The sequence below is a fragment of the Paenibacillus sp. NAIST15-1 genome (assembly GCF_001894745.1).
GTDB classification, from domain to species: Bacteria; Bacillota; Bacilli; order Paenibacillales; family Paenibacillaceae; genus Paenibacillus_B; species Paenibacillus_B suaedae.
In genome coordinates this window covers 1-25,208 of the sequence record NZ_BBYF01000031.1, presented here as the reverse complement: position 1 = coordinate 25,208, position 25,208 = coordinate 1, and the positions used below count along the sequence as shown (strand labels likewise).

The following is a 25,208-nucleotide window of genomic DNA, read 5'->3' as shown; positions in this document are numbered from 1 at the left end:
CGAAAGAAGTAAGAGGAAATCAGGTCGGCCTCTTGTGATTGTAGGTTCCATCTCGTATGCCTCCGTTCTTGCACGGGAGAGAATGCAAACTAATGCTTAGATTTAGGCTCCATCAATTGTTCAGCTGTAATAGCAGGATCAAGCCAGTTCGAAATGAGTTCACGCGCATACGCAAGATCCTTCTCGTCCAACTTGTAATACCATATATCATGCATCATCATACCTTCCCCATCTAATGCATAGGTACTGAATTGTGGAATGCTTTCCTTCATGAAAATGGACTTGGCTAAGTCAATCAGATCAGTAGGGGCAATATCTGTTGAGAAGTGATCGCCAGCGATATCGAGTATTTCTGGAATATGGCTAAATTTATCAAGCTGTACCGCCCGTTCTGCAACCGCCTGCAAAAAGATCCGATTGCGCATCATGCGATTCATATCGGAATCCTCGCGGTAGCGTACAAAGTTGAGCGCCTCAAGTCCGTTATAGATTGGCTTGTTCGCTTCAATTCTGAATTTGTCATGATTCCAGTTTTTATTTACGATATCCTCTGTTATCGGTAACTTAATTCCACCTAACGCATCCACGACGTTCTTGAATCCGGTGAAATTGATCGCTGCATAATGGGTAACGGGATGCTTAAGCAACTGCTCGACACTGTCGATGCTCATCTTCGCCCCGCCAAATGCATAAGCGTGGGCGATTTTGTCTTGCTTGTTCTTTCCTACAATCTCGGTGTAGCTATCGCGTGGAACGGATATTAACAGGATCCGATTCTCCTTGCGCCTCACGATGGAGTAGATCATGGAATCGGATCGTCCTACCTCCTTATCCCGCTGATCGATGCCGAGAAGCAGAACCGAAAATGGCTCGTCATGCACTAATGGGTCTTTGATCGTTATCGGCTTATATGTCTCCTCCAGCTTCTTCTCCACCTGATTCGAGAGGAACATGTCAAAAGTCAGGAGGGCAAGTTCCTTGCGCAGTACATATCCCACTGTCATAACGAGCACGAATGACAGCGAGATTACGATCCACTTTTTCTTGATTTTCATAGCTTCTCCTTTCTCTTTCATTCCCTACTTCTCTTGTGACTTCCCAGAATGATCCTCTTCATGGATATCAATTAGCCCGCTGTATGTTTTTTTGTCCCATAGTTTTACATCTTTATCTCTCCAGGTGTACACATCCAGTCCATTTTCTCCGCCACCCATTGTCCAACCCAAAATGATTTCCGGCAAGCCGTCCTTGTTGACGTCGGCCATACCTGCATAATCCAGTCCGTATCCATAGCCCTTCGTATTCCAGACAATGTTCCACTGCTTATTCTCATATCTGAGTAAGGCTGCTTTACGCAATTTCTCATTACGCACATTCTCTTCGTATACGATGATTGCTTCATCGTGGCCATCCCCATCAAAGTCGCCGTACGATATTCCTGTATTCCCTCCCCCATGCTTCGGGATTAATAATCGGGAACCGTCTGGTAATGCTCGGCGAACAGCAGCTTCATGGATATGACTGGCGGGTATCGGTGACTGAATGAGGTCGATTGGCGCTGCCGGAACACCACAGCCAACTGTCCAGATAAGAACACCCCAAATCAATACCTGCCGCACAATCTGTTTTTTCATTTGCTCACGCCCACTTTCCTTGCCTGTCCGTATTCCATGTACTAGTGTATATTTTCAATGCTATGAAAGGGTTATGAAATCGTTAAATTTCTCTGCCAATCTCGTGATGAATAGGAAGATAGATTCGAACTTCGGTACCAATGCCCTGCTCACTCTCCATCTCAATTCTGCCTTGATGTAGACGAATAATCTCTTCACTAATAGACAATCCCAGACCGCTACCCGTCGGACTATTCTTCCCTTTGTAAAATTTCTTCATGACCATGCCCAGTTCATGCTCTTGAATACCGGAGCCTGTGTCTCTGACACTAATCATGACTTCATGTTCAAAGGCACGCGCATTCAAATCAATCTCTCCCTGTTCGTTCGTAAATTTAAACGCGTTATCTAATAGGTTAATGAGTACTTGTCTCAGACGATTCTCGTCAGCAAAGATTATAGGGAACATAGGATCTGAATGAATATGAAGCTTGATTCCTAAGCGGGCAGCTCTCGGTGAGAGCAATATACCAATCTGTTGGACTAGACGTGGTACATCGACAAGGCTGAATGCTAATTCCAGCCTGCCGGCATCCAGCTTAGAGAAATCCAATAATTCATCTACCAATTGGGATAGGCGATCGGTCTCGGATTCAATAATATCCAGTCCTTCCGTTACCAAATCATCTTCACGTGTTCCACCTGCTTTCAACGTGACAGCCCATCCCTTAATATTCGTTAACGGGGTTCGAATCTCGTGCGAGACAGAGGAGATAAATTCATTCTTGAGCTGCTCATTGCGGCTAATTCGGGAAGCCATTGCATTCATCGTGTCAGCTAGTGTGCCTAATTCATCCCGATACACCTTTTTGGCGCGGATAGAGAAATTGCCATCTGCCATGACTTCCGCTGCTTTTTTTAATTCGCGGATGGGCCCCGTAATGGTTCGAGATAAAAAGATACTAAGCATAGCTACAATGGCAACAACAAGTACTCCTGCCAATATGAACAAGATGGAAATATAGCGGACAGCATCGATTGTACCGGTCAGTGAGCTGATAAAGCGGACAATTCCAACAGTCTTGCCTTCGGATTGAAGCGGATAGGATACCGAAACAATATGCTCATTGGTGTCATCGTCAAAACCGCGCCAAGTGCCTACCTCTCCAGCAGCAGCTTGCTGTACATCGGTGTAACGAATGATCTCTTTACCTGCTTGCGTACCATATGAATCTTGAATGATGTGTCCAGCAGCATCCATGATCTGCACCTGAGCAGAAGTATGTTGAGAGAAAGCTCGTACGAGCTTCTCCGATTGTTCCGCTACTTCTTCCTCAGCAAAATATTGCTGGAAAAAGGCGGCTGAGATCTCCGCCTGATTAATGAGCGCTCGTTCTACATTGTAGTGATAATAATAGTTCACTGACGTAATCAAGATGACTTCTAAGATGCATACCGTTGTTAATATAACAGCTAAGTAGCTGCCTACTAATCTCTGCCGGATACCTATCATTATTCGCCTCTCTTCCAGCGGTAGCCCATCCCCCATACCGTCTCAATTCGTCTCGGATTCGAGCTGTCATCCTCAATCTTCTCTCGCAGCTTGCGAACGTGGACATCGACTGTCTTCGGGTCACCGACAAAATCCTCTCCCCAAGCTAAATTCAATAATTCATCGCGCGATAATGCCTTGTCGGGATGTTCAAGAAATGCCTTAATCATGCCATACTCCTTCGGAGTCATCTCGATCTTCATCCCGTGTTTACATACTTTATTCGCATCCTTATCTAGGGTAATTGGCCCTGACTCAATTATTCTACTGGATACATGTGAGGACTGATTTGAGCGCCGCAATACTGTGTTGATTCTTGCGACAAGTTCCAGCGGGTTGAACGGCTTCACGATATAATCATCTGCACCGAGCTCTAACCCTTTAATTTTGTCGAAATCCTGCCCCTTCGCTGTCAGGAAGATGATGACCACTTCGGAATCCACATCTCTGATTTGCCGGCATATCTCGAAGCCTTCCATATCAGGCAGCATAATATCGAGAATGACAGCATCCGGTCGATTCGTTGTAAATTGCATTATTGCCTCACTGCCTATCGCAGCTTCTGCCACTTGAAAACCGTTCCGCTCCAGATTAATCGAAATAAAACGCCGTATATGATGGTCATCCTCCACCACGAGCACGTGATTGCGGACGGCTCCCTTTACTTCCATTGTGCTTTCCGATTTGTTCATCTCAGCTTATCCTCCCTAGGTAACGATATATGGACGTAATTGTTGATTGCTCTTGCGCGATAGTATGGTGCCAAACATAGCAAAAAGCCCTCCCTACCAAATGGGAGAGCTAGTATTGAGAATAGTTGCTGCAGCTGAGCACAATTCAAATAAGCTTCATTCCCCCTGGTACAGTTTTGGCACTATACAACGTAAAGAAGCTTGCCGCTTCTTAGCCACATTATGAAAAGCCTTAATCCGGCAATCCCTGTTCTACCCATTGGCATCTCTCGATGTTTCCGGGCAGTGGCCTGTATTCGTATAGGAGCCTCACCTAACGAGGACATATTCATCTTCCTGCATCTTACCTTTAATGTCCGAAACTGTCAATGAAGCGATCGGACAAGCTTCCATATTGGATGGATCTCGATTTAGAACAGCCAAAGAATGTGGCTGCACTTGATTCGAAGGGAGTTTCGATCACATTTAAAAAATTTTCTTTTCATCATCCTCATAGTTAAAGCGTATACATTTTTCTGTGTTCTGACAATGAGATCCTTTTTCATCCGGTATAGACTCATCATGAGTTTTTATACAATATTTTGCATTGAAAATATCCAATGCCAGGAAAGAAGGTGTAACTTCGCCAATCTACAACACCACGAGTTAGCATTAATTGTAATTTTACGCTCAATTTGAAGGAGGAATATGATTTTGACAGTTACGTGTACGTGGAACGCAGGAATGCGCAAATGGTTGGTTGCAGGTGGAATCATGCTCGCGATGTTCGTTGTCACGCTCTTGTTCTCGGGGACTGTATTGGCGCACGGTTACATCGATTCTCCTAGCAGCCGAGCTGATCTGTGCGCGAAGAAGGTGAACAAGAACTGTGGATTCATCATTTATGAGCCGCAAAGCTTGGAAGCATATAAAGGGTTTCCAGCAGCAGGGCCAGCTGACGGCAAAATCGCCAGTGCTAATGGTGCATTTCCAGAGCTTGATCAACAATCGGCAACGCGCTGGAGCAAGGTGAACATTACCCCGGGAACGAATACGTTCCATTGGACGATTGAAGCGAACCACGCTACAACTAGCTGGAAATATTACATTACGAAGCAGGATTGGAATCCGAATGCGCCGCTTAGCCGCGCCTCCTTCGACTTGACTCCGTTCTGCAACGTGGATTATAAAGGCAAGCAGCCTCCGCATTCTTACTCCGACACGTGCAATGTCCCAAGCCGAACCGGATATCAGGTCATATTGGCAGTATGGGAAATTGCGGATACGGCGAATGCGTTCTACAACGTAATCGATGTTGACTTTGGAGGCGGCTCGCCAGTCGATCCGACACAACCAACAGCACCTCTGAACCTGACTGCATCGAATATTACGTCAAATAGCGCTGTGCTGACATGGGTCCCTGTCTCTACCAATGTCGCGAACTATCGCATTTATCGCGGGGCTTCTCCTGTTGCTACTGTTAGTGCGAATACAACCACCTACATTTTAACCGGCTTGTCGCCAAATACGAATTATACGTATACCGTACGGGCAGTTAGTGCAGCCGGAATTGAATCTCCGAACAGCAATCCTGCCGTATTCGCGACTTTATCAGCACCAGTCGATACCGAGCCTCCAACTACTCCATCAAATGTGAAGGCCACGAACGTAACTGCCACCAGTGTTACCCTGTCATGGAATGCTTCTTCTGACAATGTAGGTGTGACTGGCTATAAGGTTTATAACGGAACTACCTTAGTGGCGACTACGACTGGTCTGACTTATACGGTCAGTGGATTATCCCCAAATACGACTTATACATTCACGATTGTTGCAGTCGATGCAGCAGGCAATGCTTCGCCGAGCAGCGATCCGGTCAGCGCAACGACTTCTCCTGCCCCTGCGATAGCTCCTTGGGCAGCAAATACATCGTATACGGTCGGGGCACTTGTCACCTATAATGGAAAAACCTATGAAGCGCTTATGGCACATACGTCCCTTGTTGGCTGGGAACCTCCAAATGTTCCTGCACTTTGGTTGTTAAAATCGTAACATATAAGCATATCTTGCGTGTTGGAAGCCTCTGATTCGTCAGTGGCTTCCATTTATTTTCTTGGCATCCAATGAAATAACCATAATCATGTAATTTATCGATTGACAGGATATGGTATTCTTCGTTATATTTTAAATACGATACGTATTCGTTTCGAATATAAGAAAGAGGCTCAATTAACATGATGACTAAGAAAATAGCGGATTACACCAAACGCAAGCCTGGAAGGCCCCGAAGTGAGAAATCTCACCAGGCCATTTTGGAAGCGACAAGAAGTTTGATGCTGGAGGTTGGGATATCCGGCTTAAGCATCGAACGAATTGCCGAACTAGCTGGGGTTGGCAAAACGACGATTTACCGCAGATGGAAGAGCAAGGAAGAATTGATTACGGAAGCGTTCGGCTCCATCGCTGATCAGGTTGATATTCCCGATACGGGAAATGTGGTGAGCGATTTAATCACGGTGGCGAAGGGCATGCTCGATTCCCTTCACGATTCATTCCATGCACCTGTCCAGCAGGTTATGAAATTAATTGTCGGCATGATGGAGAACGAGGACATAATGGTCGTGTATCGAGAACGGTACCTATCCCCCCGCCGCCGTGCATTTGTCCATATCTTAGAACGCGGCAAGGCGAACGGCCAGCTCAGGCATGAAGCGGATGTTGAACTCATCATTGACATGTTAATCGGTTCATACTTCTATAACGCTCTGTTAGGAGACGGTCATTTGTCGCCTGAGCTCTGGTTCGAGCAGGCTGCCGCCCAGCTCATACAAGGAATCGGAACACATCGTTCTAACGTGAGTTACGAAATTAAGGAGGAATGATTATGACTTTTGAGCAAGGAAGAAGCGGTATCCGTCCCCATCTGTTTGTGAATCAGGAAATGGATGTCCAACTTATGCGTACATGGTCAACGATGTCGGAAGGTGGGGCAGAGATTGGAGAGTTGTTGAATGTCGTTCGCAATACGTCAGATGGAGATATAGAGAGCTACGCACGCGCATTATCCGAGGCTGCCTATCGAGTTCAGAAGCAAGCAGACAAAGCTCTGGCTGAAGGACATCGACGTTCTGCGCATCTGGCTTATCTTCGAGCGTGCAGCTATTATCGTTCTGCTATGGGGGCCTTATCCCCACTACAGGCAGATCACAGACGCTATTGGGAACAGTCACGAGATGCATTCGAGCATGCTTGCGAGCTGCTTGAGATCGTCTGGAAGAAGCATGAAGTACCATACAAACAGGGTGTTCTGCCTAGTTATCTCCTCTGTGCCCCTTCACCTGCCAATGCATCGCAGCCTACATTAATCGTAGCAACCGGCGGTGAAGGGACTGCTATGGAAACGTACTTATGGATAGGTGCAGAGTGTATTCGGCGCGGATACAATGTATTGTTGTATGAGGGTCCTCACAATCCAGGCGCAAAATATGCAGGAGGATTGGGATTGTTAGATCCAGAGGAATGTGAGCACTGCATGTCACTTGTTATTGATCAAATCATCAATAACCCGAATGTGGATTCGAGCCGAATTGCTGTGATTGGATTCAGCTTCGGAGGATATGTCGCAATTCGCAGCGCGGCTCACGATCCGCGAATTCGCGCTCTTATTGCAAATTCGCCAGTGCGCAGTCTCTATGAGGTGCTGAGGACTGCTATACCGATGGAAGCTCTTCAATTTTCGAATGAGATGATAACAGAGATCGTCTCCCCTGCAGAAAAGGCGATCTTGGATGTTGCAATGACCGCCTTCGGTGCTGATTCGCTGCTGGAATTGATGAATACGCTTCAACGTTATAACGTGGACGGTATCGAACAGAACATACATTGTCCTACACTATCTCTCGCTGGCGAAGAAGAAGGCTCGGATTTTCTATTGCAGGCGCGGGCATTCCATCGAAATATTCCTGCAGCCAACAAGGAGCTCAAGATTTTTACCGTGGAGGAAGGCGCGGCAGCTCATTGTCAGGTCAATCACTTAAGTTTGATGCGTCAGTACACTTTTGATTTCCTTGATCGAGTATTCCAATAAATCTGTCCCCTTCGATCTACAATCGTATGTTTCTTACGGTCATTACAGTGCTTCATACTTCTGCGATATGGAGAATATATCCCTTGCCTCTGATATGCTGCAGTATAGACGGATGACTAGGATCGTCTTCGATTTTTTCACGGATTTTTTTGATATAAATATACAGTACCCCTTCGGAGGTACCTAAATGATCAGCAAGCTCTTGCGCCGATACGGGCTGCCCGGATTGTTGCACTAAATAATAAAGCAGCTTAAACTCCAGTGTCGATAAGATATGCTCTTCCTCTCTGTTCTGAATCGAATGATTGGCAACATGAAAGAGCATATTGTTATCGCCCAGCACAACTGCACCATCTAAGATGGGTTGATTCCTTCTATGTTCTTCATCGATATCTACACCTAACATCCCAGATATGGATTGTTCCCACATCATGATCTTCTTTAAGGTATCCTTCTCTTCTGGATTCACGATCATGATAGGCACCTTGGTCTCTGTCATCATGCGGGTAAAGCATGTATCGTCCTCGATCTGATTCGAATCTAATAAGAATATGCTGCGGGAGGTTGCCTGTGCAATTGCTTCTCGGAATCGGTGGCAGTCCTCTATATGAGTCAGCTTCATTCTGTCGTTGAATAGATGTCTGACATATGTAAAGAAAAATTGGTTGTTCGTATACACGGATAATTCCATATCGCTTCCCTCTCTTCATCATTCCCTTGTTCGCATAGAAGCGCCAGGTTCTATTGTATATAGGGAGAGAAGCAATGTAAATTGTGAAGCCAATATTACAAATACAAGCCCTCCAACATGATTGGCAGGGCTTGTTCCTATATCCGTTACTATCCATCCGTTTATCCTTCGAGAATGAGTTTGATTTGATTCCATGTTGACGCAGGAAGCTGGATGCCGCTCGCCGCTGCATTGTCATGAATCTGCTCTACCCGCTTCCCGCCAGGAATGACCGCATCCGCCCCTGGCTGCTGCAGCAGCCAAGCAAGTGCGAGATTCGGCAGCGTAAGCTGCTGTTCACTTGCGATTGCTTTCAATTTCTCTACGCGGGCAAGATGCTGCGTGAACACACCGGGTTGGAACAGTTCTAAGTCCTTCCGCCAATCCCCATCATCCAGTGTCATATCAGGTTTGTATTTCCCACCCAATATTCCGAACGCAAGAGGCCCATAAGGAATAAACGAAATATCATGCTCAAGACAGTACGGAATCAGTTCCTGTTCTGCTGAACGATCGAGCATATGATATGGGCTTTGCAATACATTGATTGCATTCGTTGCATTCGCTTCCTTCACTTGTTCAACCGTCGCATTGGAAATACCGATTGCACGAATCTTTCCCTCCTCCTTCAGACGAGTAAGTTCGCCGATTGATTCACTTAGCGGAATGCGCTCATCGATGAAGTGAATATAGTATAAATCGATATAATCCGTCTGAAGCCGCTTCATACTTGCTTCTACAGCATTTCTTAGATAGTCGGGATGATTATTGAATCGAATGCTGCCGTCGTCGAGTTTCTCGATTCCCCCCTTGGTTGCTAGTACAAGACTGTTCCGGCAGTATTGAATAACTTCCCCAATCAATTGTTCCGAACGCCCAAAGCCATAGGCATCCGCTGTATCCAGTAACGTAATTCCCTGCTCAATGGCTTCTTGAACCGTTTGTTTCCCGATATCTTCATTTACATTGGCGTAGTTGTTATGCCCACCTACTGCATTTGTTCCGAATCCAATCTCCGATATTTGGATGGAAGTTTTCTTTAACGTAGTGTATTTCATTCAAATCTCTCCTTTTCTGAACTATCGTCTTGTCACGAATACAGTTAAGCTGCTTTTGTTACTTCTTTGACGACTGTATCTCTTCTCCAACCATAAAGGGCAACAATAATGGCAACGATCGTAAGCACTGTAGCCGCAATAGGCACTGCTGTGAGCCCGAACCCACTGTGGATGACCCAAGCACCTAGCGATGACCCGAGTGCGATGCCCAAATTAAAGGCGCTTATGTTCAATGATGATGCAAGATTAGGTGCTCCCTTCGCCTTCTCAATGATGCGCATCTGTAAGGCGGGTACATGACCGAACGAGGCCAGACCCCATAACAGAATGGTCAATACTGCCGCCCACTTCACATGGATGGTGAAATACAGCAGGCCCATCGTGAAGGCAGAGAATGCAAGTCCTCCAATTGCTGTTGGCATGATGCGGCGATTAGCAAGCTTGCCCGCCAACGTATTCCCTATTGTCAATCCAACTCCGTACAAGAGCAGAATTGGCGTGATTTGGTCGGATGAAAAGCCCGTGATCTCGGTTAACATCGGTGCAACATAGGTAAAGGCTGCAAAAATTCCGACAAAGCTCAGTATCGTCATTACGAGCGTGAGTTGAACTTGTGCACTCTTCAATACATGCAGTTCTTGCCGCAATTGGCTCTTCGCTTGAAATGTTATGCGAGGTACCCATAGAGCTACAGCAAGTGTGCCTAACAATCCAAGTGCACCAACAGACCAGAAAGACGCTCGCCAGCCCAATTGTTGGCCTACAAATGTTCCTAATGGGACGCCAACAATGTTCGCGACAGAAACCCCGGTGAAGATCATGGCAACTGCACTAGCTTGCTTCTGCACGGGCACTATCTTCGAGGCAACTACCGCACCCGCTCCAAAGAAGGTTCCATGAGCAAATGCTGCCACGAACCGTGCAGCCAGCAGAAATGCATAAGTAGGTGCCAGAGCACAGAGCACGTTCCCTATCACAAACAGCAGCATTAATCCGAGCAATAGCCGTTTGCGCTCGACCCTGCCTGTAATCGCGGTTAAGAGTGGAGCTCCAATGGCCACACCAATCGCATAGCCAGTAACGAGTAATCCGGCGGCGCTAATGGATACATGCAAATCTTGTGACACCTCTGGAAGTATACCCATCGTAATAAATTCAGTGGTGCCGATCGCAAACGTGCACAGCATAAGCGCCAGCAGGGACATAGTTGAGTTCCTATCTTGTTGACTTCGAATAATGAATCCCTCCGTTTCAGATCGGGTTGTTTCTAGCCGTTAGGCAGCTAGCATGCGGTTCGCTCTTGCACCTATAACGTTATCAATCTCGGCAGCATCTGTCTTGAATCAGACGTTAAGCATCGCCTTAATTTTTGTTAAGATAAAGGATAGATATAAAAGTGGATATATGAGAGATATAGATATCATTCATCGTTTACAATCACATGAATACATGGAGGGTTGCTTGTTGGAAACCAAAGAAGTTATACGAAATATCGAGGAAATCAGAAACTCCAAAGCACTATGGAAAGAGTTCGAATATGAGGATTCTGACGCAAACTATTGGAAACGATATGCGGCTGCGGTTGCGCTTCAGTATGATTGGAGAGAAGAAGACTATGATTTCATTCGATATTTGATGGAGAATGAAGTGGAAAGTCGTACTCATGACGCCTTCCAAGGATACGGGGATTCCTTGCTGCTCCTCTCTTATTTGCTGGCCAAATTCCGCAAGCTCGAAAATGTATGGACATTTGAGAAAGCAAAATCCGCTAATTTCGATACGTATTGCGGTTATTTTGACGAATTTATCTTCTCAGCTGGAGTGGAACAAACGTGTACATACATAGAGGAAGTTGGACTTACGGAGTCGAACAGCTACCTTTTTGAACGCAAGGATAAATTGAGAACCCTCTATACAGAGCAAGATATCGAATCATTTATGCAAAGAATGGCCCTATGGTTCCCAGACAGCATCGAGAAAGAATCTACAGATAGTCTGTTGTCTCGGGCAATTGATTTTAAGGATGATGAAGAGGCAGATCGATTGTTTGCCATTCTTGAACAGGACGCTGAAACTAGCATCACAACCTTATATTATCGTGCCAAAGAAATCGGTAATTATAAGAAGGCCATCTCTTATAAAGAAAAGGAACTAGATTCTATCAGTGATCCGAGGGATAAGACATCTGCACTCCTTGATATTACCAAACTGCATATCATGAATAACGACTGCGGTAAGGCTTATGAGACTGCACAATTATGGGAACAGCTCCTATCCCAATTTGATAGTTGGCAGGAAACCGGACTGGGGAGATCGATGTGTGAAGCCTGGTTTGATATCTGTCTTGGCTTGAGCAAAGAACAGAAAATGACGACTGCACTCCTCTGCTATGAAAATGGGAAGTGGATGGTCAGCCGCACGAACGCTTGTTACTTAAACCTATTAAAAAAGGCATACGCATGCAGTGAAGTGCTTCAAAAAAAGAAAGACATGCGTTTCTATAAAATGAAAATACAAAAGGAGAAAAAGAAGATAGACCGAATAAAGAGAAGATGATACGCCTATTTATTCTAATCCATCTAAACGAAGTGAGGTAATTTTACGAATGGACATTTCCTATTGGAAAGGCAAACGTATTCGGCTCCGCGCACCTGTTGAGGATGATATCACCATATTCGACAGTTTGGATGACAGCATACTGCAAAATATGGACTCGATTGCATTTCCACGGACACAGGCACAAATGGAAGAATGGATCGAACAAATTTCGCAGGGAGCTTCGGAAAATAGCCATGATTTCTACTGGATCGCCGAGGATGCCGAACAGGGAGACCTTGTCGGTACCGTTGAGATCGATGGCTGCGACCCAAAAAACGGAACCTTCGATTACGCGATATCCGTATTGCCTGCTTATCGGGGCAAGGGCTACGCCAGTGATATGATACTAACCGTTTTGAAGCATTATTTCTTCGAGCTGAGATATCAAAAAGCGACCGTATGCATTTATTCCTTCAACGAAGCTTCTATGAACTTGCACCGCAAGCTGGGTTTCATTCAGGAAGGCAGACTGCGCAGCATGATTTACACTAATGGGAAGTACCATGACGAGGTGTATTTCGGTATGACGAAGGAGGAGTATGAGACATTATACATGAGATAAGTGATTGACGAATTCATAACTTATACGTTCTTAACAACGAGCTGTCGGGCAGTAGTAATTTACTTGCCTAACAGCTCTTTTGTTTTTTCAGTTTCACACATCTAGACTATCTCCGTTCACAGTTGAAATGTTATACATGCGTGTCTCCCCTATTCATCGACTCAATTCCCACAATGAACATAACGATTAACCACTCTTTTTCTCATTCTTACCATGCAGTCAAACGCGGATTTTAGAAAACTGAATTCAAAAAAGATTGACTCCAGATGAGATCCAATATAAACTGAAGCAGTAATTTAGTAAATTAGTAATTTAGTAAATACAAAATTGAAAAGAGGGAGAAAATGAAAATACCCATTACGTTAAAACACAAGCCTGTTGTCGTGTCGGACAATTATGAGCAAATTGATGGCCAATTCGCTAAGAACACAGATGTGAAAGGTCTTTCCCTTGGATTAGCTCAGTGGAATGACAGCCGCAAGGTCGATATTTCCGCCAAGGTATGGAGACATACGGGAGAGAAATGGTCGGAGGATTCGGAGGAACTGCCCCTCCATCGTGTGCTTGATTTATCCATTTTGATTTGCCGATCTGTAGCTCATTTTCACGAAGCATACCGGTTTGAGCATTTGTATGACCCGCAGCAACCCGTCATCGACCGTATTGGTCTGCAAGGAGATGCCATGACGGTGGCAATTGAAACGGAGAATGTGCGAATCAATGAGGACATTAAGCTGTTCAGTCAGGCTCTGAGTGACAACGATGAGATGATCGGCGAGCGTCTTCGCAATTTATCCAAAATATTAAAGGATATGGGGTATTGATGATGTTGTCCAATCGATATGTTCGAACGATTATCCTCTCCCGGGTGCTGCTGCAACTCGGAATTTGGATCCGCAATTATGCGGTACTGCTGTATGTGACCGAATTGACGAACAATAATCCGATTTATGTATCGCTGATTTCAGTTGCGGAATTTGCTCCGATTTTCCTATTCGGACTCATTGGCGGAACCTTTGCCGACCGATGGAAGCCGAAGCGAACGATGGTATGGAGTGATCTGCTGTCTGCCTTGTCCGTTGTAGCTGTGTTGATTGCCGTTTTGAATAACGGATGGATTGCCCTCCTGATCGGATCATTTATTTCCGCCAGTCTGTCCCAATTTTCTCAGCCTTCGGCCATGAAACTATTCAAGCGGCATGTACCAGGTGAACAACTTCAGGGTGTGATGGCAATGTTCCAAACACTTGTCGCCATCTTCACGGTCTTGGGTCCGGTCATCGGCACATTTCTTTTTATACAGTTTGGAATTCACGTATCTCTGATTTTGACGGCTGTCTTCTTCCTGGGATCTTCGTTCATTTTGTCCACACTCCCACGTGATGAGGTAGAACCGAAATCGAGCGATGCGGGCAGCTTCTTCAAGGAGCTGGCGGCCGGACTGCGCTACATTGGGTCAAATCAATCGTTACGCACACTTTGCATGACCTTCGCAGCTGTCGGATTAGCGTCTGGTCTGACTCAACCGCTCCAAATCTTCCTTGTCATCGAGAAATTGGGATTAAACAAACAAGATTTGCAGTGGTTTGTGATGGCCAACGGAGCAGCCATGTTCGTAGGTGGAATTGCCATTATGGGAATCGCCAAAAAGATTAAGCCACAGTTGCTGCTCACGATCGGCTTGCTTGTCGCCGCCGTCTGTACGATGGGAATTGGCGCGTCTTCTCTGATTTGGCTGACTGTTGTTCTCTTAGTGATTAGCGGCTTGTTTTACCCCTGTATTCATGGTGGCATTCAGACGCTTATTGTACGCAATACGGAAGGTTCGTTTATGGGCCGAGTATCCGGCGTGATTACACCTGTTTTTATGGGTATGATGGTCGCTGGCATGTTCATATCCGGTTATTTGAAGGAGATGTCATCACTTCTGACTGTATATGTCGTGAGCGGTATTTTGATTATTGCCGGTGCACTGTTGCTCACCCCTCTCCTTTTTGAAAGAAAACAAAAGATGAGCGAAGCTCCGCATCATGATAGATAGGAGAATATTGAAATGAATGTACATGAAAACTATGTCTTGTCCCCTGCAAGACAACTGACGGATGAAGAGAACAGGCTGATTTGGAAAAAGCCTTCCTCCCATCAGGTCAGCGAAGAAGAACAGCGTATATGTAAAGAAGTAAAACGCAATTGGAATCACGGGGAAATGAAAATTGCTAATATTCTGTTAGAAGGCGATGCCGGTTCCGGTAAAACTCAACTTGCCAAAGCATTGTCTGCGAATTTCAGATTGCCTTATACGAAAATAACCTGCTTTGCCGATATGGATAAATCAGATATTATCGGCGCTATATTGCCCGTCATTCCTTCTGAGCAATTTGAGAAGCTGGAGCCTGAGGAGCAACGCATTTGGCAAGCGATCTATGAGAGCGATAGTTTGCATCACATTACTGAAGTGCTTATGAATGCGCTACAGATTACACAGGAACAGGCCGCCTTACAAATGAAGCAGATGCTAAAGCGTGCAGCAGAATACACCGAGGGCGAAGCGGTTGAGTACCGATTTTACCCATCTGAAATCGTTAGAGCGTATCAAAAAGGATATCTTCTGGAAATTCAAGAACCAAACGTGATTCGTGATGCTGCAGTATTGATGGCGTTAAACTCTGCTCTGGAGCTGGATGGAAGCATGAATCTCCCCACCGAGATCATACACAGGCACCCAGACTTCATCGCAGTCATTACAACAAATCGCAGCTATGCAGGGGCCAGACCGTTAAACGAAGCTCTGCGTGACAGAGTTCAACACACAGAAAAGATGGATCTGCCCGGCAAAGAGGTCATGATGGAACGCGCGATATCCAAAACAGGGTATCAGGATGAAAAGATGCTGAGCGTGTTAGCAGATGTTATTATCATTTTGGATCGAACAGCTCGGGCAAATGCCATCAAAGGCGTGGCTGGAATGCGTTCCTTTTTTTACTGGACAGATGCAGTTGCTGGAGGAGCCTCCGTCAAAGAATCCCTATATCATAAGGTCATCTATAAAATAACAACCGATGATGAAGAAATTAAGATTCTGGAAGAGGCGCTTGAGAAGAATGGTGTGCTTGCTAACTTAGAGGACGTTGCGAATCAGGTAAAAAAAAACGAAAAATCGGTGAACCAATAGAAATCAAGACATGGGGAGATATCGACTCGGATCTTGATTATGATGCTGACAGCCTTACTGAGGAAAAAGGCATAGCACTTAGAAAGTCTGCGGATAGTGAGGATCGTTCATCACTAACATCTGCGGATTCTCACGGCGATATGAAAAGTACAGATACGGGTGAAGACGGCTGCCCCCAATATCATCAGGCCAATCCAGCGCCAATGACTGAGGATGAAAAACAAAAAGAGCGCGATTTTCGCAAAAAACTGAATCGTGCCGCACGGGAAATGGTATCCAATACGATTCATGAAAAGGTGAAGCTAATCGTTCACCGACCAGACTATACGCTAGAAGATCAGCACGATTACGATCGTCTCAGCAGAGGACTCATGCCAATCGTGAGGGAATTTGCTAGAAAAACACTCCCTCTCCTGGAACATGAGGTGTCTTCCGTGTATACAAGGAATCGTTATTATGGAAGCAAGTTTCAGGCGGATAGTGTGGCTTACAGGGATTATCGATACTTTGCCAAAAAACGCCCTCCATCTGAGTCCCCTTCCCTAGTGGTTGGTCTAAGGATTGACGAATCCGCTTCAATGTCTGCGTTTGGCAGATTGGAGGCAGCAAAACAAGCAGTAATGGCAGTCTACGAATTTTGTCAGATTTGCCAGATCCCCATACTCATCTACGGCGACACGGCTGATGTTTCCAGGATGGAGCAAATGTCGATCTTTGCTTACACCGACTTTGAGAAGCCAGATCCAAGCGACCGATTCAGACTCATGAACATCCAGGCCAGAAGTAATAATCGTGATGGAATGGCACTGCGGATGATGGCGGAACGGTTAGCCGTGTCACCACAACAAACCAAGCTGCTCATTAGCATTAGTGATGGACAGCCCAAAGCAATGGACGATTACACAGGAGCTTATGCAGTGAATGACATGCAGCAAACGATAGAGGAATATGAGCGAAAAGGTGTTCGATTCCTTGCAGCTGCAATCGGTCAAGACAAGGATATCATTCATGCCATCTACGGGAATGACCGTTTTTTGGATATTACAAATTTGTATGAGCTGCCAGCAAAGTTAGTTCGAATTATCGCTAGGTATATATAATTCACATTACTCTTTATACTTGAAAAGGAGAACAAACAACATGGATATGAACAAGCGCAAGGAGCTTATTGAAGCTTACAAGCAGATCAAGACTTACATGGGGGTTGTTCAGATCAAGAACAACACAAACGGTAAAATCTTCATTGACAGCTACCCCAATTTAAAAAATAAATGGTTCACGCTGCAAATGCAGCTGGACATGGGCAGATTTGCAAATGCTCAGCTCCAGAAGGATTGGAAGGAATTCGGTTCTAGTGCCTTCACCTATGAGATTCTGGAGCAGAAGGAAACCGATAAGGTGACTGACATCCGCTGGGAAGTGAAGCAAATCATAAAGCCATGGCTTGAAAAGTTGCAGCCCTATGGAGACAAAGGATATAACAAGCCACCTAAGGAATAAGTTGTTGGCGTTCATTGCAAGAACTGGCGGGGAGGCTTCCCCGCCAGTTCTCATATTACCCAGATTTCCCGACAGATTGACTATCGTTGATATTCAAGATAAGATGAAACAATCATTTAGTAAATTAGTAAATGAAAAGAGGGTCAAAACATGAAAATACCTACTACGTTAAAACATAAACCTGTTGTCGTGTCAGAAAATTATGAGCAGATTGATGGCCGACTCGCTCCCGATACAGATGCCAAAGGCCTCTCGTTAGGTTTGGCCCAATGGAACGATAGAGGAAAGATTGATATTTCTGCTAAGGTGTGGAGATACACAGGAGAGAAGTGGTCCAGACAGTCAGAAGAGCTCCCTCTTCATCGTGTACTTGATTTGTCTATTCTGATTTGTCGTTCATTGGAGCATTTTCGTGAAGCTTACCGATATGAGCATCTTTATGATCCCGAGCAGCCTATCATCGACCGAGTTGGCCTGCAAGGAGATGCCATGACTGTGGCGGTATGTACGGACAATGAGCGAATTAATGAGGATATTAAGCTGTTCAGCCAAGCACTGAGCAATGACGATGAAATGATAGGCGAACGTTTGCGTACGCTATCTAAAATCTTGAAAGATATGGGGTACTAAAGAAGCTTATCTGATGCATATATTTGCTGAATCAGCAGTGCTTGTTTGTTCGGCAGATACGAAGTCTACATGTTAAGAAAAAGGTGCCTAAAAAAGGCACCTTTTTCTATAAACACACTTCCAGCTCGCCACAGGTCAAGAGTCTGTGATCATAAAGAGATTAATTGGGTGTAAAGGCACCTGTTCCAGCGCTTGAACCATTGCCTACCACAGAAATCGTACCGGTGTCTGTGGTGCGATAGTTGCTGGTAGAGCCTGAATTATGAATTGGATCGCCTGTAAACAACGTGCCGTAATTGGCAGGACTTGCATAATAGTTAAGCGTATTATTTCCTCCTGAATACCAGATGTCGCTCCATTGGAATGGGAACCCGTACATGGCCGCGGCCCACCAAGCCATTTTAAATTTATCTGTCGTATTATCTGTTGGTAATGCACTATTCGGCGCATTTGTGGCAATAACGGCCGTTTCAATACCTTTAATTCTTTTATATGTCAAACATTTATCAGCTTTTACTGACCAATCAGAGATTGATAAATACGTATTGGAAGATATAAGCCAACTTTCAGCAAGATACCAGTCACCAACTCCGACATGGGTCGGCTGGTATACTCCATTTTCGTTCAGATCTCCTCCAATTTGATCTGGATTCCAGGCGTTCATGAACACCTTGAGACCCTTCGCGTGTGCATAATCAGTGACATCATTCTGGATTGTTCTTGTTACAGAGTAGTCAAATCCTGCGCAGTCAAGGAACACACCATATACGCTCATACCACTCCATTTGTTGATTTTTTGCTTAATCGCTGTTGTATCAGGGTTCGGAGTACATCCTAAATTCACGTACCCAAAAACTTTCTTGCCGCCGAGTGCATTTAGATTGTTTATAATCGCGACTGTGTTCGCATGATCGCCATGTGTCGTTTCTTCAAGCCCTGCTCCAAACACGATGATATCAAACTGAGCAAAGGTGTTCGTTGCAGTTGTTACATTTCCACCCGCACCGTTTACGACAGAAGGCCAACCATAATAAATAGCCAGCCGTTGCTGAGGAGTTATAGCTTCAGATGCTCCGGCAGACGGAATAAAACTTGCCAATCCAATGCAAAAAGCAAGCAGAATCAACCATTGATTTTTCTTCATGCCTCTCTACCTTTCTCTCTTCGTATTTGAAATTTATACATCGATATCACTTTCATCCGATGTAGCTGCACTCCCCCTTTTATTCTTGTGACTGACTAGCTGGCATCTCGAGATCATCACTTATACCATCTGCATCCCAAAAAAGACCGCTACAATAATAGTAGCGGCTCATGGTCTTCATTAATACTTTTTATTTTTTTGGTAAACGTGAAATTTATCTCACTTGCAATATGATTTTCCCTGTATTGCGATTCTCTTCCATATGGATGTGCGCATCACTTACCTTCTCAAGCGGGAAGATGGTATCAATAATTGGTTTTATGCTGCTGTTATCGAAATAGGCCAGAACATTAGCTGCAAAATCCTGCGTAAGCCGCGCCTTGTATTCATCACTTCTCGGCGTTAACAGGGTACCTGTCAGCTGAACACATTTTGACATTAAGGCAAACAAATTCATTTGCTCTACCTTCACTCCACCAAGAACGCCGATGAGTACCCAACGACCTTCCTTCTTAATGCTGGCAAGATTCTTCGCCCAATAATCCGCCCCTACAAAGTCCAGAATTACATCTGCTCCCTGCCCATTCGTAGCCCGAAGCACCTCTTCGTCAAAGGATTGCTCCTTATAATTGATGAGTACATCAGCACCCAGGTCTCGACAGAAATCCAGCTTCTCCGCAGAACCGGCAGTTACAATGACGGTAGCCTTGCTAATCTGCTTTGCAAGTTGAATCGCAGCTGTTCCTACTCCACTGGCGCCGGCATGAACAAGCACCGTCTCGCCCTGTTGAAGCTTGCCGATCCAGTATAACGTCTGGTACGCAGTTAAGAATACTTCAGGAATTGCCGCCGCATCAGCAAATGAGAAGGAGTCTGGAATCGGGATCGCCCGATCCATTGGCATGACCGCATATTCGGCATATCCTCCCCCATTTACTAGACCCATTACTCGATCACCAACCGTATAGGTGCTCTCACCATTGACTTCGATGACCGTTCCAGCAACTTCTACCCCTAGAATAGGGTTCGTCGCATATCCGGCCTTGCCTTCACGCATGACAATATCTGTTCGATTCACTGCAGCAGCATGAACTTCGATTAGCAGCTCTCCTGCTTGCGGCTGTGGGCTCGGCAACTCTGTTATCTCCAGCTGTTCTGGTCCACCTGGGTTGTTCACGATTACACCCTTCATTGAGTGCCTCCTTGTTTATTATCTATATTTACATTGTTGGATAGTTATGAAACTATCATATTTAAGACAACCCTTAAAGTCAAGATTATGGTATCGGAGTTCGTTTCTAGGGTATTTTCATGACGTCCCGCCACTTTGTTCTTCTAAGCATTGATTTAGAAGCTTGAGCTGTTTTTGATGGGTGTCATCTATAGTCCGAAAAGATTTATTGCTTGAGTCTGCATACCCATGAAGTAAAATCTCGCCACCTTCAGACATGATATAGGACACCAAATCACCCTTCTCTCCATAGAAAGATAGCAAATAGGCTGGGTATTCGGGGAAATTGGATGCCGAGAAGTCATTTCGAACCCGAATATCTTGAAGTGTACTCATAACGAGCTCAATTTGTTTGTTATCAGTGATGTGAGCATAATTATTGCCTTCGTTATCCCCTGACATAAACTTCTTCAGAAAAATAGATTCGATCTTGGCTTCATTCACATAATCCATGACTAAATCATGTAGTGAATACGTAATTCGTGTCTGATACACATGATTACCTAGTACGCCCGAAATCAACAACAGGGCAACAATCATAATTGGCATTTTGTATCGTGACATTCCAACCGCCCTCACTATCGTTCTAGTTTTCGTATCTACGTAAATACTACCAGATTATAGAATTCAATAGAGCTACTCTTTTTTGAAACAAGTCGGGATCGCAGATATTTCCCACATGGTAACTGAGGAATGACAGTATGAACAGGTGCAATTGTGTGAACACTGATTCAGAAGCATTGATCCTATTAGCTAATTTGAGGTGTGAATACTTGAATAACCATTTCTCAATCCGTTTTCTATATCTATATGTATTCATCACGGGAGCTTCCGTCATGGCGTCCAAGGATACGTTCTACCAATATGTCAGAGTCGTCGAGGCTTCTAATGGAGATATTTCTTTAGTATACAACGAGGGCGGTGGTGTTCAATCGATCCGGATGGCTAAGCCAGGATTGCATACTGGCGACTACTACAATGATTATTTAGTGCTTCCCTATTTGACCAACTCGCCGGATCAACTGCTCGTATTGGGTTCCGCTGGTGGTACGATTCCTCGGTTGTTGGCTGAGTATGTGAAGCCACAATTTCCAAATATGAATGTTACTGGTGTAGAACTAGATCCCGAGGTTATTGCGCTTAGTTATCAATTTATGGGACTGAAGCCTGAAGATGCTCAGATTGTGAATCAGGATGCGCGTGTATTTATTAGTAATACGAATCGAAAATACGATATCATAGTTGTCGACTGCTACTCGCAGCAAATCTATATTCCTGCTCATTTATCGACTGTGCAGTTTTTTGATACCCTTCGATTATATCTGAATCCAGATGGACTCACTGCTTTAAATGTGAACGTGACAACACCCGATTCTCCACTGCTCTTAGCGATGGCGAAGACAGTGAAGCAGGTATTTCCCAACACGTACATCGTGAAGTCGTCAGGGCAATACAACTACATGATCATCGGATCCATACGCCCGCTGCAAACAGATAATCTCAATCAAATACATCTGAATAGTCCCATTCACCCGCTTCTCGAACAATGGCAGAAAGGGCTAAAGGAAGTGAATGATGAGCTGCTTGCCAACGCACAAGTATTGACTGACAACCACGCTCCAACTGAAATGCTAACAGATTCGATGATTTTTGGGTCAATTCCAGATCGCCCTTAATCCTTATAACGAATAAAGCCACAATACTGAACAACGAATGTTCATGTACAGTGGCTTATATTTATTTCATTTCTCGTTAATTTCATAACGGATCAGTCGCGGATTTATGAAGATGTTGTGAAGTAAACCGTATATACAGCACTTTGCGTGATATTGGGAGCAGAATAGAGTGATACCGCGTTATTCCTTACGACTGCATTTCCAGGGATGACACTCGTCCAGGTGATTGTAGCTGGTGCTGTTGCTACTGTGGGATTATATACGTAAACTGGCTGTGCACCAATGTCTGCTGGTCTGATCGAAAACACGATTGTCCCGGTTATGGCAGCTGTGGTTACAATCGTTATGGTCGATACAATGCTGCTCGGAGCTGGTGAGGAAGCATTGTTATCAACGTCAACACATATTTGAAATAAATAGGTGCCTGCGTCTAAATTATTCACATTGATGGAGCCGGAAAAACCAGATACATTACCTGCACCGAGCACAACATAAGGTATCTCATTAGATACAGCGCCTGGAGAACCAGAGATTCGTTGAAACCCTGAATTCGCCCCGCCAAATAATATAGCTTTCGTGGAAACTGATGATGATGGACCCGTGGCGCCAGTTGCGCCGGTTGCTCCTGTTCCACCAGTCGCTCCGGTTGTACCGGTGGTTCCTGTAATACCAGTAGCACCAGTTCTTCCCGTTGCTCCGGTCGATCCTGTCGCACCAGTCGAACCGGTTGCCCCGGTGATACCTGTTACTCCGGTTGTTCCTGTCGCACCTGCCGAACCGGTTGCCCCGGTGATGCCTGTTACTCCGCTCGTTCCTGTCGCACCAGTCGAACCGGTTGCCCCGGTGATACCTGTTACTCCGGTTGTTCCTGTCGCACCTGCCGAACCGGTTGCCCCGGTGATGCCTGTTACTCCTGTTGTTCCTGTCGCACCAGTCGAACCGGTTGCTCCGGTGATGCCTGTTACTCCTGTCGTTCCCGTCGCACCAGTTGAACCAGTTGCTCCGGTGACACCTGTTACTCCGGGCGTTCCCGTCGCACCAGTCGAGCCGGTTGCTCCAGGGACTCCTGTGACTCCGGGCGTTCCCGTCGCACCAGTCGAGCCAGTTGCTCCAGGGACTCCTGTGACTCCGGGCGTTCCCGTCGCACCAGTCGAGCCAGTTGCTCCAGGGACTCCTGTGACTCCGGGCGTTCCCGTCGCACCAGTCGAGCCAGTTGCTCCCGTGACACCTGTTACTCCGGGCGTTCCCGTCGCACCAGTCGAACCAGTTACTCCCGTGACACCTGTTACTCCGGGCGTTCCCGTCGCACCAGTCGAACCGGTTGCTCCCGTGACACCTGTGACTCCGGGCGTTCCCGTCGCTCCAGTTGAGCCAGTTGCTCCAGGGACTCCTGTGATTCCGGGCGTTCCCGTCGCTCCAGTCGAACCGGTTGCTCCAGGGACTCCTGTGACTCCGGGCGTTCCCGTCGCTCCAGTCGAGCCAGTTGCTCCAGGGACTCCTGTGACTCCGGGCGTTCCCGTCGCACCAGTTGAACCAGTTGCTCCGGTGACACCTGTTACTCCGGGCGTTCCCGTCGCACCAGTTGAACCAGTTGCTCCGGTGACACCTGTTACTCCGGGCGTTCCCGTCGCACCAGTCGAGCCGGTTGCTCCAGTGATACCTGTTACTCCGGGCGTTCCCGTCGCACCAGTTGAACCAGTTGCTCCCGTGACACCTGTTACTCCGCTCGTTCCCGTCGTACCGGTCGAACCAGTTACTCCCGTGACACCTGTGACTCCGGGCGTTCCCGTCGCACCAGTCGAGCCAGTTGCTCCAGGGACTCCTGTTACTCCGGGCGTTCCCGTCGCACCAGTCGAGCCAGTTGCTCCAGGGACTCCTGTGACTCCGGGCGTTCCCGTCGCACCAGTCGAACCAGTTACTCCCGTGACACCTGTTACTCCGGGCGTTCCCGTCGCTCCAGTTGAGCCAGTTGCTCCAGGGACTCCTGTGATTCCGGGCGTTCCCGTCGCTCCAGTCGAACCGGTTGCTCCAGGGACTCCTGTTACTCCGGGCGTTCCCGTCGCACCAGTCGAGCCAGTTGCTCCAGGGACTCCTGTGACTCCGGGCGTTCCTGTCGCACCAGTCGAGCCAGTTGCTCCGGTGATGCCTGTTACCCCGGTCGTTCCTGTCGCACCAGTCGAACCAGTTGCTCCAGGGACTCCTGTTACTCCAGTACTTCCCGTCGTACCGGTCGAACCAGTTACTCCCGTGGCACCTGTGACTCCGGGCGTTCCCGTCGCACCAGTTGAGCCAGTTGCTCCAGGGACTCCTGTGACTCCGGGCGTTCCCGTCGCACCAGTCGAACCAGTTGCTCCAGGGACTCCTGTGACTCCGGGCGTTCCCGTCGCACCAGTCGAACCAGTTACTCCCGTGACACCTGTGACTCCGGGCGTTCCCGTCGCACCAGTCGAGCCAGTTGCTCCGGTGATGCCTGTTACCCCGGTCGTTCCTGTCGCACCAGTCGAGCCAGTTGCACCGGTGACGCCTGTTACTCCAGTACTTCCCGTCGTACCGGTCGAACCAGTTACTCCCGTGGCACCTGTGACTCCGGGCGTTCCCGTCGCTCCAGTTGAGCCAGTTGCTCCAGTCGAACCTGTTACTCCGGTGATGCCTGTGACTCCGGGCGTTCCCGTCGCACCTGCTGAACCGGTTGCTCCAGGGACTCCGGTACTTCCCGTTGCTCCGGTTTCGCCTACGGCTCCTGTTGCTCCTGTCACTCCGGTACTTCCGGTTGCTCCGGTTTCACCTACCTCACCAGTGGCTCCTGTCACTCCGGTACTTCCCGTTGTCCCGGTTTCACCCACTGCTCCGGTTGTTCCTGTCGTTCCGGTACCTCCCGTTGCTCCGGTTTCACCTACGGCTCCTGTGGCCCCTGTCGCTCCAGTACTTCCCGTTGCCCCGGTTTCACCCACTGCTCCGGTTGTTCCTGTCGTTCCGGTACCTCC

Annotated in this window: 23 protein-coding genes and 1 riboswitch; of the genes, 12 read left to right on the top strand and 11 right to left on the bottom strand. The window is 46.6% G+C overall.

Annotated features, from left to right (window positions below):
- Window positions 1-89 precede the first annotated feature (89 nt).
- From PBN151_RS29890 to PBN151_RS29875, 4 genes are all read right to left on the bottom strand, one after another.
- Window positions 90-1,055 carry an LCP family protein gene (locus tag PBN151_RS29890; protein WP_072732222.1) on the bottom strand — a complete coding sequence of 322 codons (966 nt, stop codon included), beginning with the start codon at window positions 1,053-1,055 and terminating at the stop codon, window positions 90-92.
- A gap of 24 nt (window positions 1,056-1,079) precedes the next feature.
- Window positions 1,080-1,634: an FG-GAP repeat domain-containing protein gene (locus PBN151_RS29885; RefSeq protein WP_065290928.1), complete on the bottom strand. Its 555-nt coding sequence runs from the start codon at window positions 1,632-1,634 to the stop codon at window positions 1,080-1,082.
- An 82-nt stretch (window positions 1,635-1,716) separates the two neighbouring features.
- Window positions 1,717-3,126, bottom strand: a complete 1,410-nt coding sequence (locus PBN151_RS29880) for a sensor histidine kinase (RefSeq protein WP_072732220.1) — start codon at window positions 3,124-3,126, stop codon at window positions 1,717-1,719.
- Entirely contained in the window at window positions 3,126-3,857 is a 732-nt protein-coding gene (locus PBN151_RS29875; protein ID WP_072732219.1) for a response regulator transcription factor, read from the bottom strand. The genes PBN151_RS29880 and PBN151_RS29875 overlap by 1 nt, the downstream gene beginning before the upstream one ends.
- 155 nt (window positions 3,858-4,012) lie before the next feature.
- Window positions 4,013-4,185, bottom strand: a riboswitch (M-box (ykoK) riboswitch).
- A 365-nt stretch (window positions 4,186-4,550) separates the two neighbouring features.
- Between PBN151_RS29875 and PBN151_RS29870 the strand changes: the two genes are divergently transcribed.
- From PBN151_RS29870 to PBN151_RS29860, 3 genes are all read left to right on the top strand, one after another.
- Window positions 4,551-5,888 carry a lytic polysaccharide monooxygenase gene (locus PBN151_RS29870; protein ID WP_370510464.1) on the top strand — a complete coding sequence of 446 codons (1,338 nt, stop codon included), beginning with the start codon at window positions 4,551-4,553 and terminating at the stop codon, window positions 5,886-5,888.
- Between the two features lie 182 nt (window positions 5,889-6,070).
- Entirely contained in the window at window positions 6,071-6,718 is a 648-nt protein-coding gene (locus PBN151_RS29865) for a TetR/AcrR family transcriptional regulator (protein WP_083545396.1), read from the top strand.
- Between the two features lie 2 nt (window positions 6,719-6,720).
- Window positions 6,721-7,923, top strand: a complete 1,203-nt coding sequence (locus tag PBN151_RS29860) for an alpha/beta hydrolase family protein (protein WP_072732217.1) — start codon at window positions 6,721-6,723, stop codon at window positions 7,921-7,923.
- Window positions 7,924-7,975: 52 nt separating this feature from the next.
- On the opposite strand, the gene PBN151_RS29855 is transcribed toward PBN151_RS29860, so the two are convergent.
- The 3 genes from PBN151_RS29855 to PBN151_RS29845 form a co-directional block, all read right to left on the bottom strand.
- Entirely contained in the window at window positions 7,976-8,614 is a 639-nt protein-coding gene (locus PBN151_RS29855; RefSeq protein WP_072732216.1) for a winged helix-turn-helix domain-containing protein, read from the bottom strand.
- 161 nt (window positions 8,615-8,775) lie between these two features.
- Window positions 8,776-9,711, bottom strand: coding sequence for an aldo/keto reductase (locus PBN151_RS29850; RefSeq protein WP_072732215.1), 936 nt, complete (start codon window positions 9,709-9,711; stop codon window positions 8,776-8,778).
- A 44-nt stretch (window positions 9,712-9,755) separates the two neighbouring features.
- Complete coding sequence (locus PBN151_RS29845; protein ID WP_072732214.1) at window positions 9,756-10,916, bottom strand: MFS transporter; 1,161 nt, start codon at window positions 10,914-10,916, stop codon at window positions 9,756-9,758.
- A gap of 259 nt (window positions 10,917-11,175) precedes the next feature.
- Here PBN151_RS29845 and PBN151_RS29840 point away from each other — a divergent pair, with 259 nt between their 5' ends.
- The 8 genes from PBN151_RS29840 to PBN151_RS29805 all read left to right on the top strand — a co-directional run bounded on the left by PBN151_RS29840 (window position 11,176) and on the right by PBN151_RS29805 (window position 18,173).
- Window positions 11,176-12,267, top strand: a complete 1,092-nt coding sequence (locus tag PBN151_RS29840; protein ID WP_072732213.1) for a hypothetical protein — start codon at window positions 11,176-11,178, stop codon at window positions 12,265-12,267.
- A gap of 49 nt (window positions 12,268-12,316) precedes the next feature.
- Window positions 12,317-12,871, top strand: coding sequence for a GNAT family N-acetyltransferase (locus tag PBN151_RS29835; protein ID WP_072732212.1), 555 nt, complete (start codon window positions 12,317-12,319; stop codon window positions 12,869-12,871).
- Between the two features lie 344 nt (window positions 12,872-13,215).
- Window positions 13,216-13,695 carry a DUF6530 family protein gene (locus PBN151_RS29830; RefSeq protein WP_072732211.1) on the top strand — a complete coding sequence of 160 codons (480 nt, stop codon included), beginning with the start codon at window positions 13,216-13,218 and terminating at the stop codon, window positions 13,693-13,695.
- Between the two features lie 2 nt (window positions 13,696-13,697).
- Window positions 13,698-14,912, top strand: coding sequence for an MFS transporter (locus tag PBN151_RS29825; protein ID WP_072732210.1), 1,215 nt, complete (start codon window positions 13,698-13,700; stop codon window positions 14,910-14,912).
- A gap of 12 nt (window positions 14,913-14,924) precedes the next feature.
- Window positions 14,925-16,043, top strand: coding sequence for an AAA family ATPase (locus tag PBN151_RS29820; protein WP_072732209.1), 1,119 nt, complete (start codon window positions 14,925-14,927; stop codon window positions 16,041-16,043).
- 140 nt (window positions 16,044-16,183) lie between these two features.
- Entirely contained in the window at window positions 16,184-17,143 is a 960-nt protein-coding gene (locus PBN151_RS29815) for a vWA domain-containing protein (protein WP_227775228.1), read from the top strand.
- Window positions 17,144-17,183: 40 nt separating this feature from the next.
- A complete protein-coding gene (locus PBN151_RS29810; protein WP_072732207.1) occupies window positions 17,184-17,543 on the top strand; it encodes a GIY-YIG nuclease family protein in 360 nt (119 codons plus the stop codon).
- A gap of 150 nt (window positions 17,544-17,693) precedes the next feature.
- Window positions 17,694-18,173: a DUF6530 family protein gene (locus tag PBN151_RS29805; RefSeq protein ID WP_021252431.1), complete on the top strand. Its 480-nt coding sequence runs from the start codon at window positions 17,694-17,696 to the stop codon at window positions 18,171-18,173.
- A gap of 160 nt (window positions 18,174-18,333) precedes the next feature.
- On the opposite strand, the gene PBN151_RS29800 is transcribed toward PBN151_RS29805, so the two are convergent.
- The 3 genes from PBN151_RS29800 to PBN151_RS29790 all read right to left on the bottom strand — a co-directional run bounded on the left by PBN151_RS29800 (window position 18,334) and on the right by PBN151_RS29790 (window position 21,112).
- Window positions 18,334-19,317 carry a hypothetical protein gene (locus tag PBN151_RS29800; RefSeq protein WP_072732206.1) on the bottom strand — a complete coding sequence of 328 codons (984 nt, stop codon included), beginning with the start codon at window positions 19,315-19,317 and terminating at the stop codon, window positions 18,334-18,336.
- 214 nt (window positions 19,318-19,531) lie between these two features.
- A complete protein-coding gene (locus tag PBN151_RS29795) occupies window positions 19,532-20,509 on the bottom strand; it encodes an NAD(P)H-quinone oxidoreductase (RefSeq protein WP_072732205.1) in 978 nt (325 codons plus the stop codon).
- Between the two features lie 117 nt (window positions 20,510-20,626).
- Window positions 20,627-21,112 carry a hypothetical protein gene (locus PBN151_RS29790; RefSeq protein WP_072732204.1) on the bottom strand — a complete coding sequence of 162 codons (486 nt, stop codon included), beginning with the start codon at window positions 21,110-21,112 and terminating at the stop codon, window positions 20,627-20,629.
- Window positions 21,113-21,384: 272 nt separating this feature from the next.
- Here PBN151_RS29790 and PBN151_RS29785 point away from each other — a divergent pair, with 272 nt between their 5' ends.
- Window positions 21,385-22,224, top strand: a complete 840-nt coding sequence (locus PBN151_RS29785) for a spermidine synthase (RefSeq protein WP_072732203.1) — start codon at window positions 21,385-21,387, stop codon at window positions 22,222-22,224.
- Window positions 22,225-22,328: 104 nt separating this feature from the next.
- Here the strand turns inward: PBN151_RS29785 and PBN151_RS29780 are convergent.
- Window positions 22,329-25,208: beta strand repeat-containing protein (locus PBN151_RS29780; RefSeq protein ID WP_139295459.1), on the bottom strand; the 2,880-nt coding region annotated here is incomplete at its 5' end.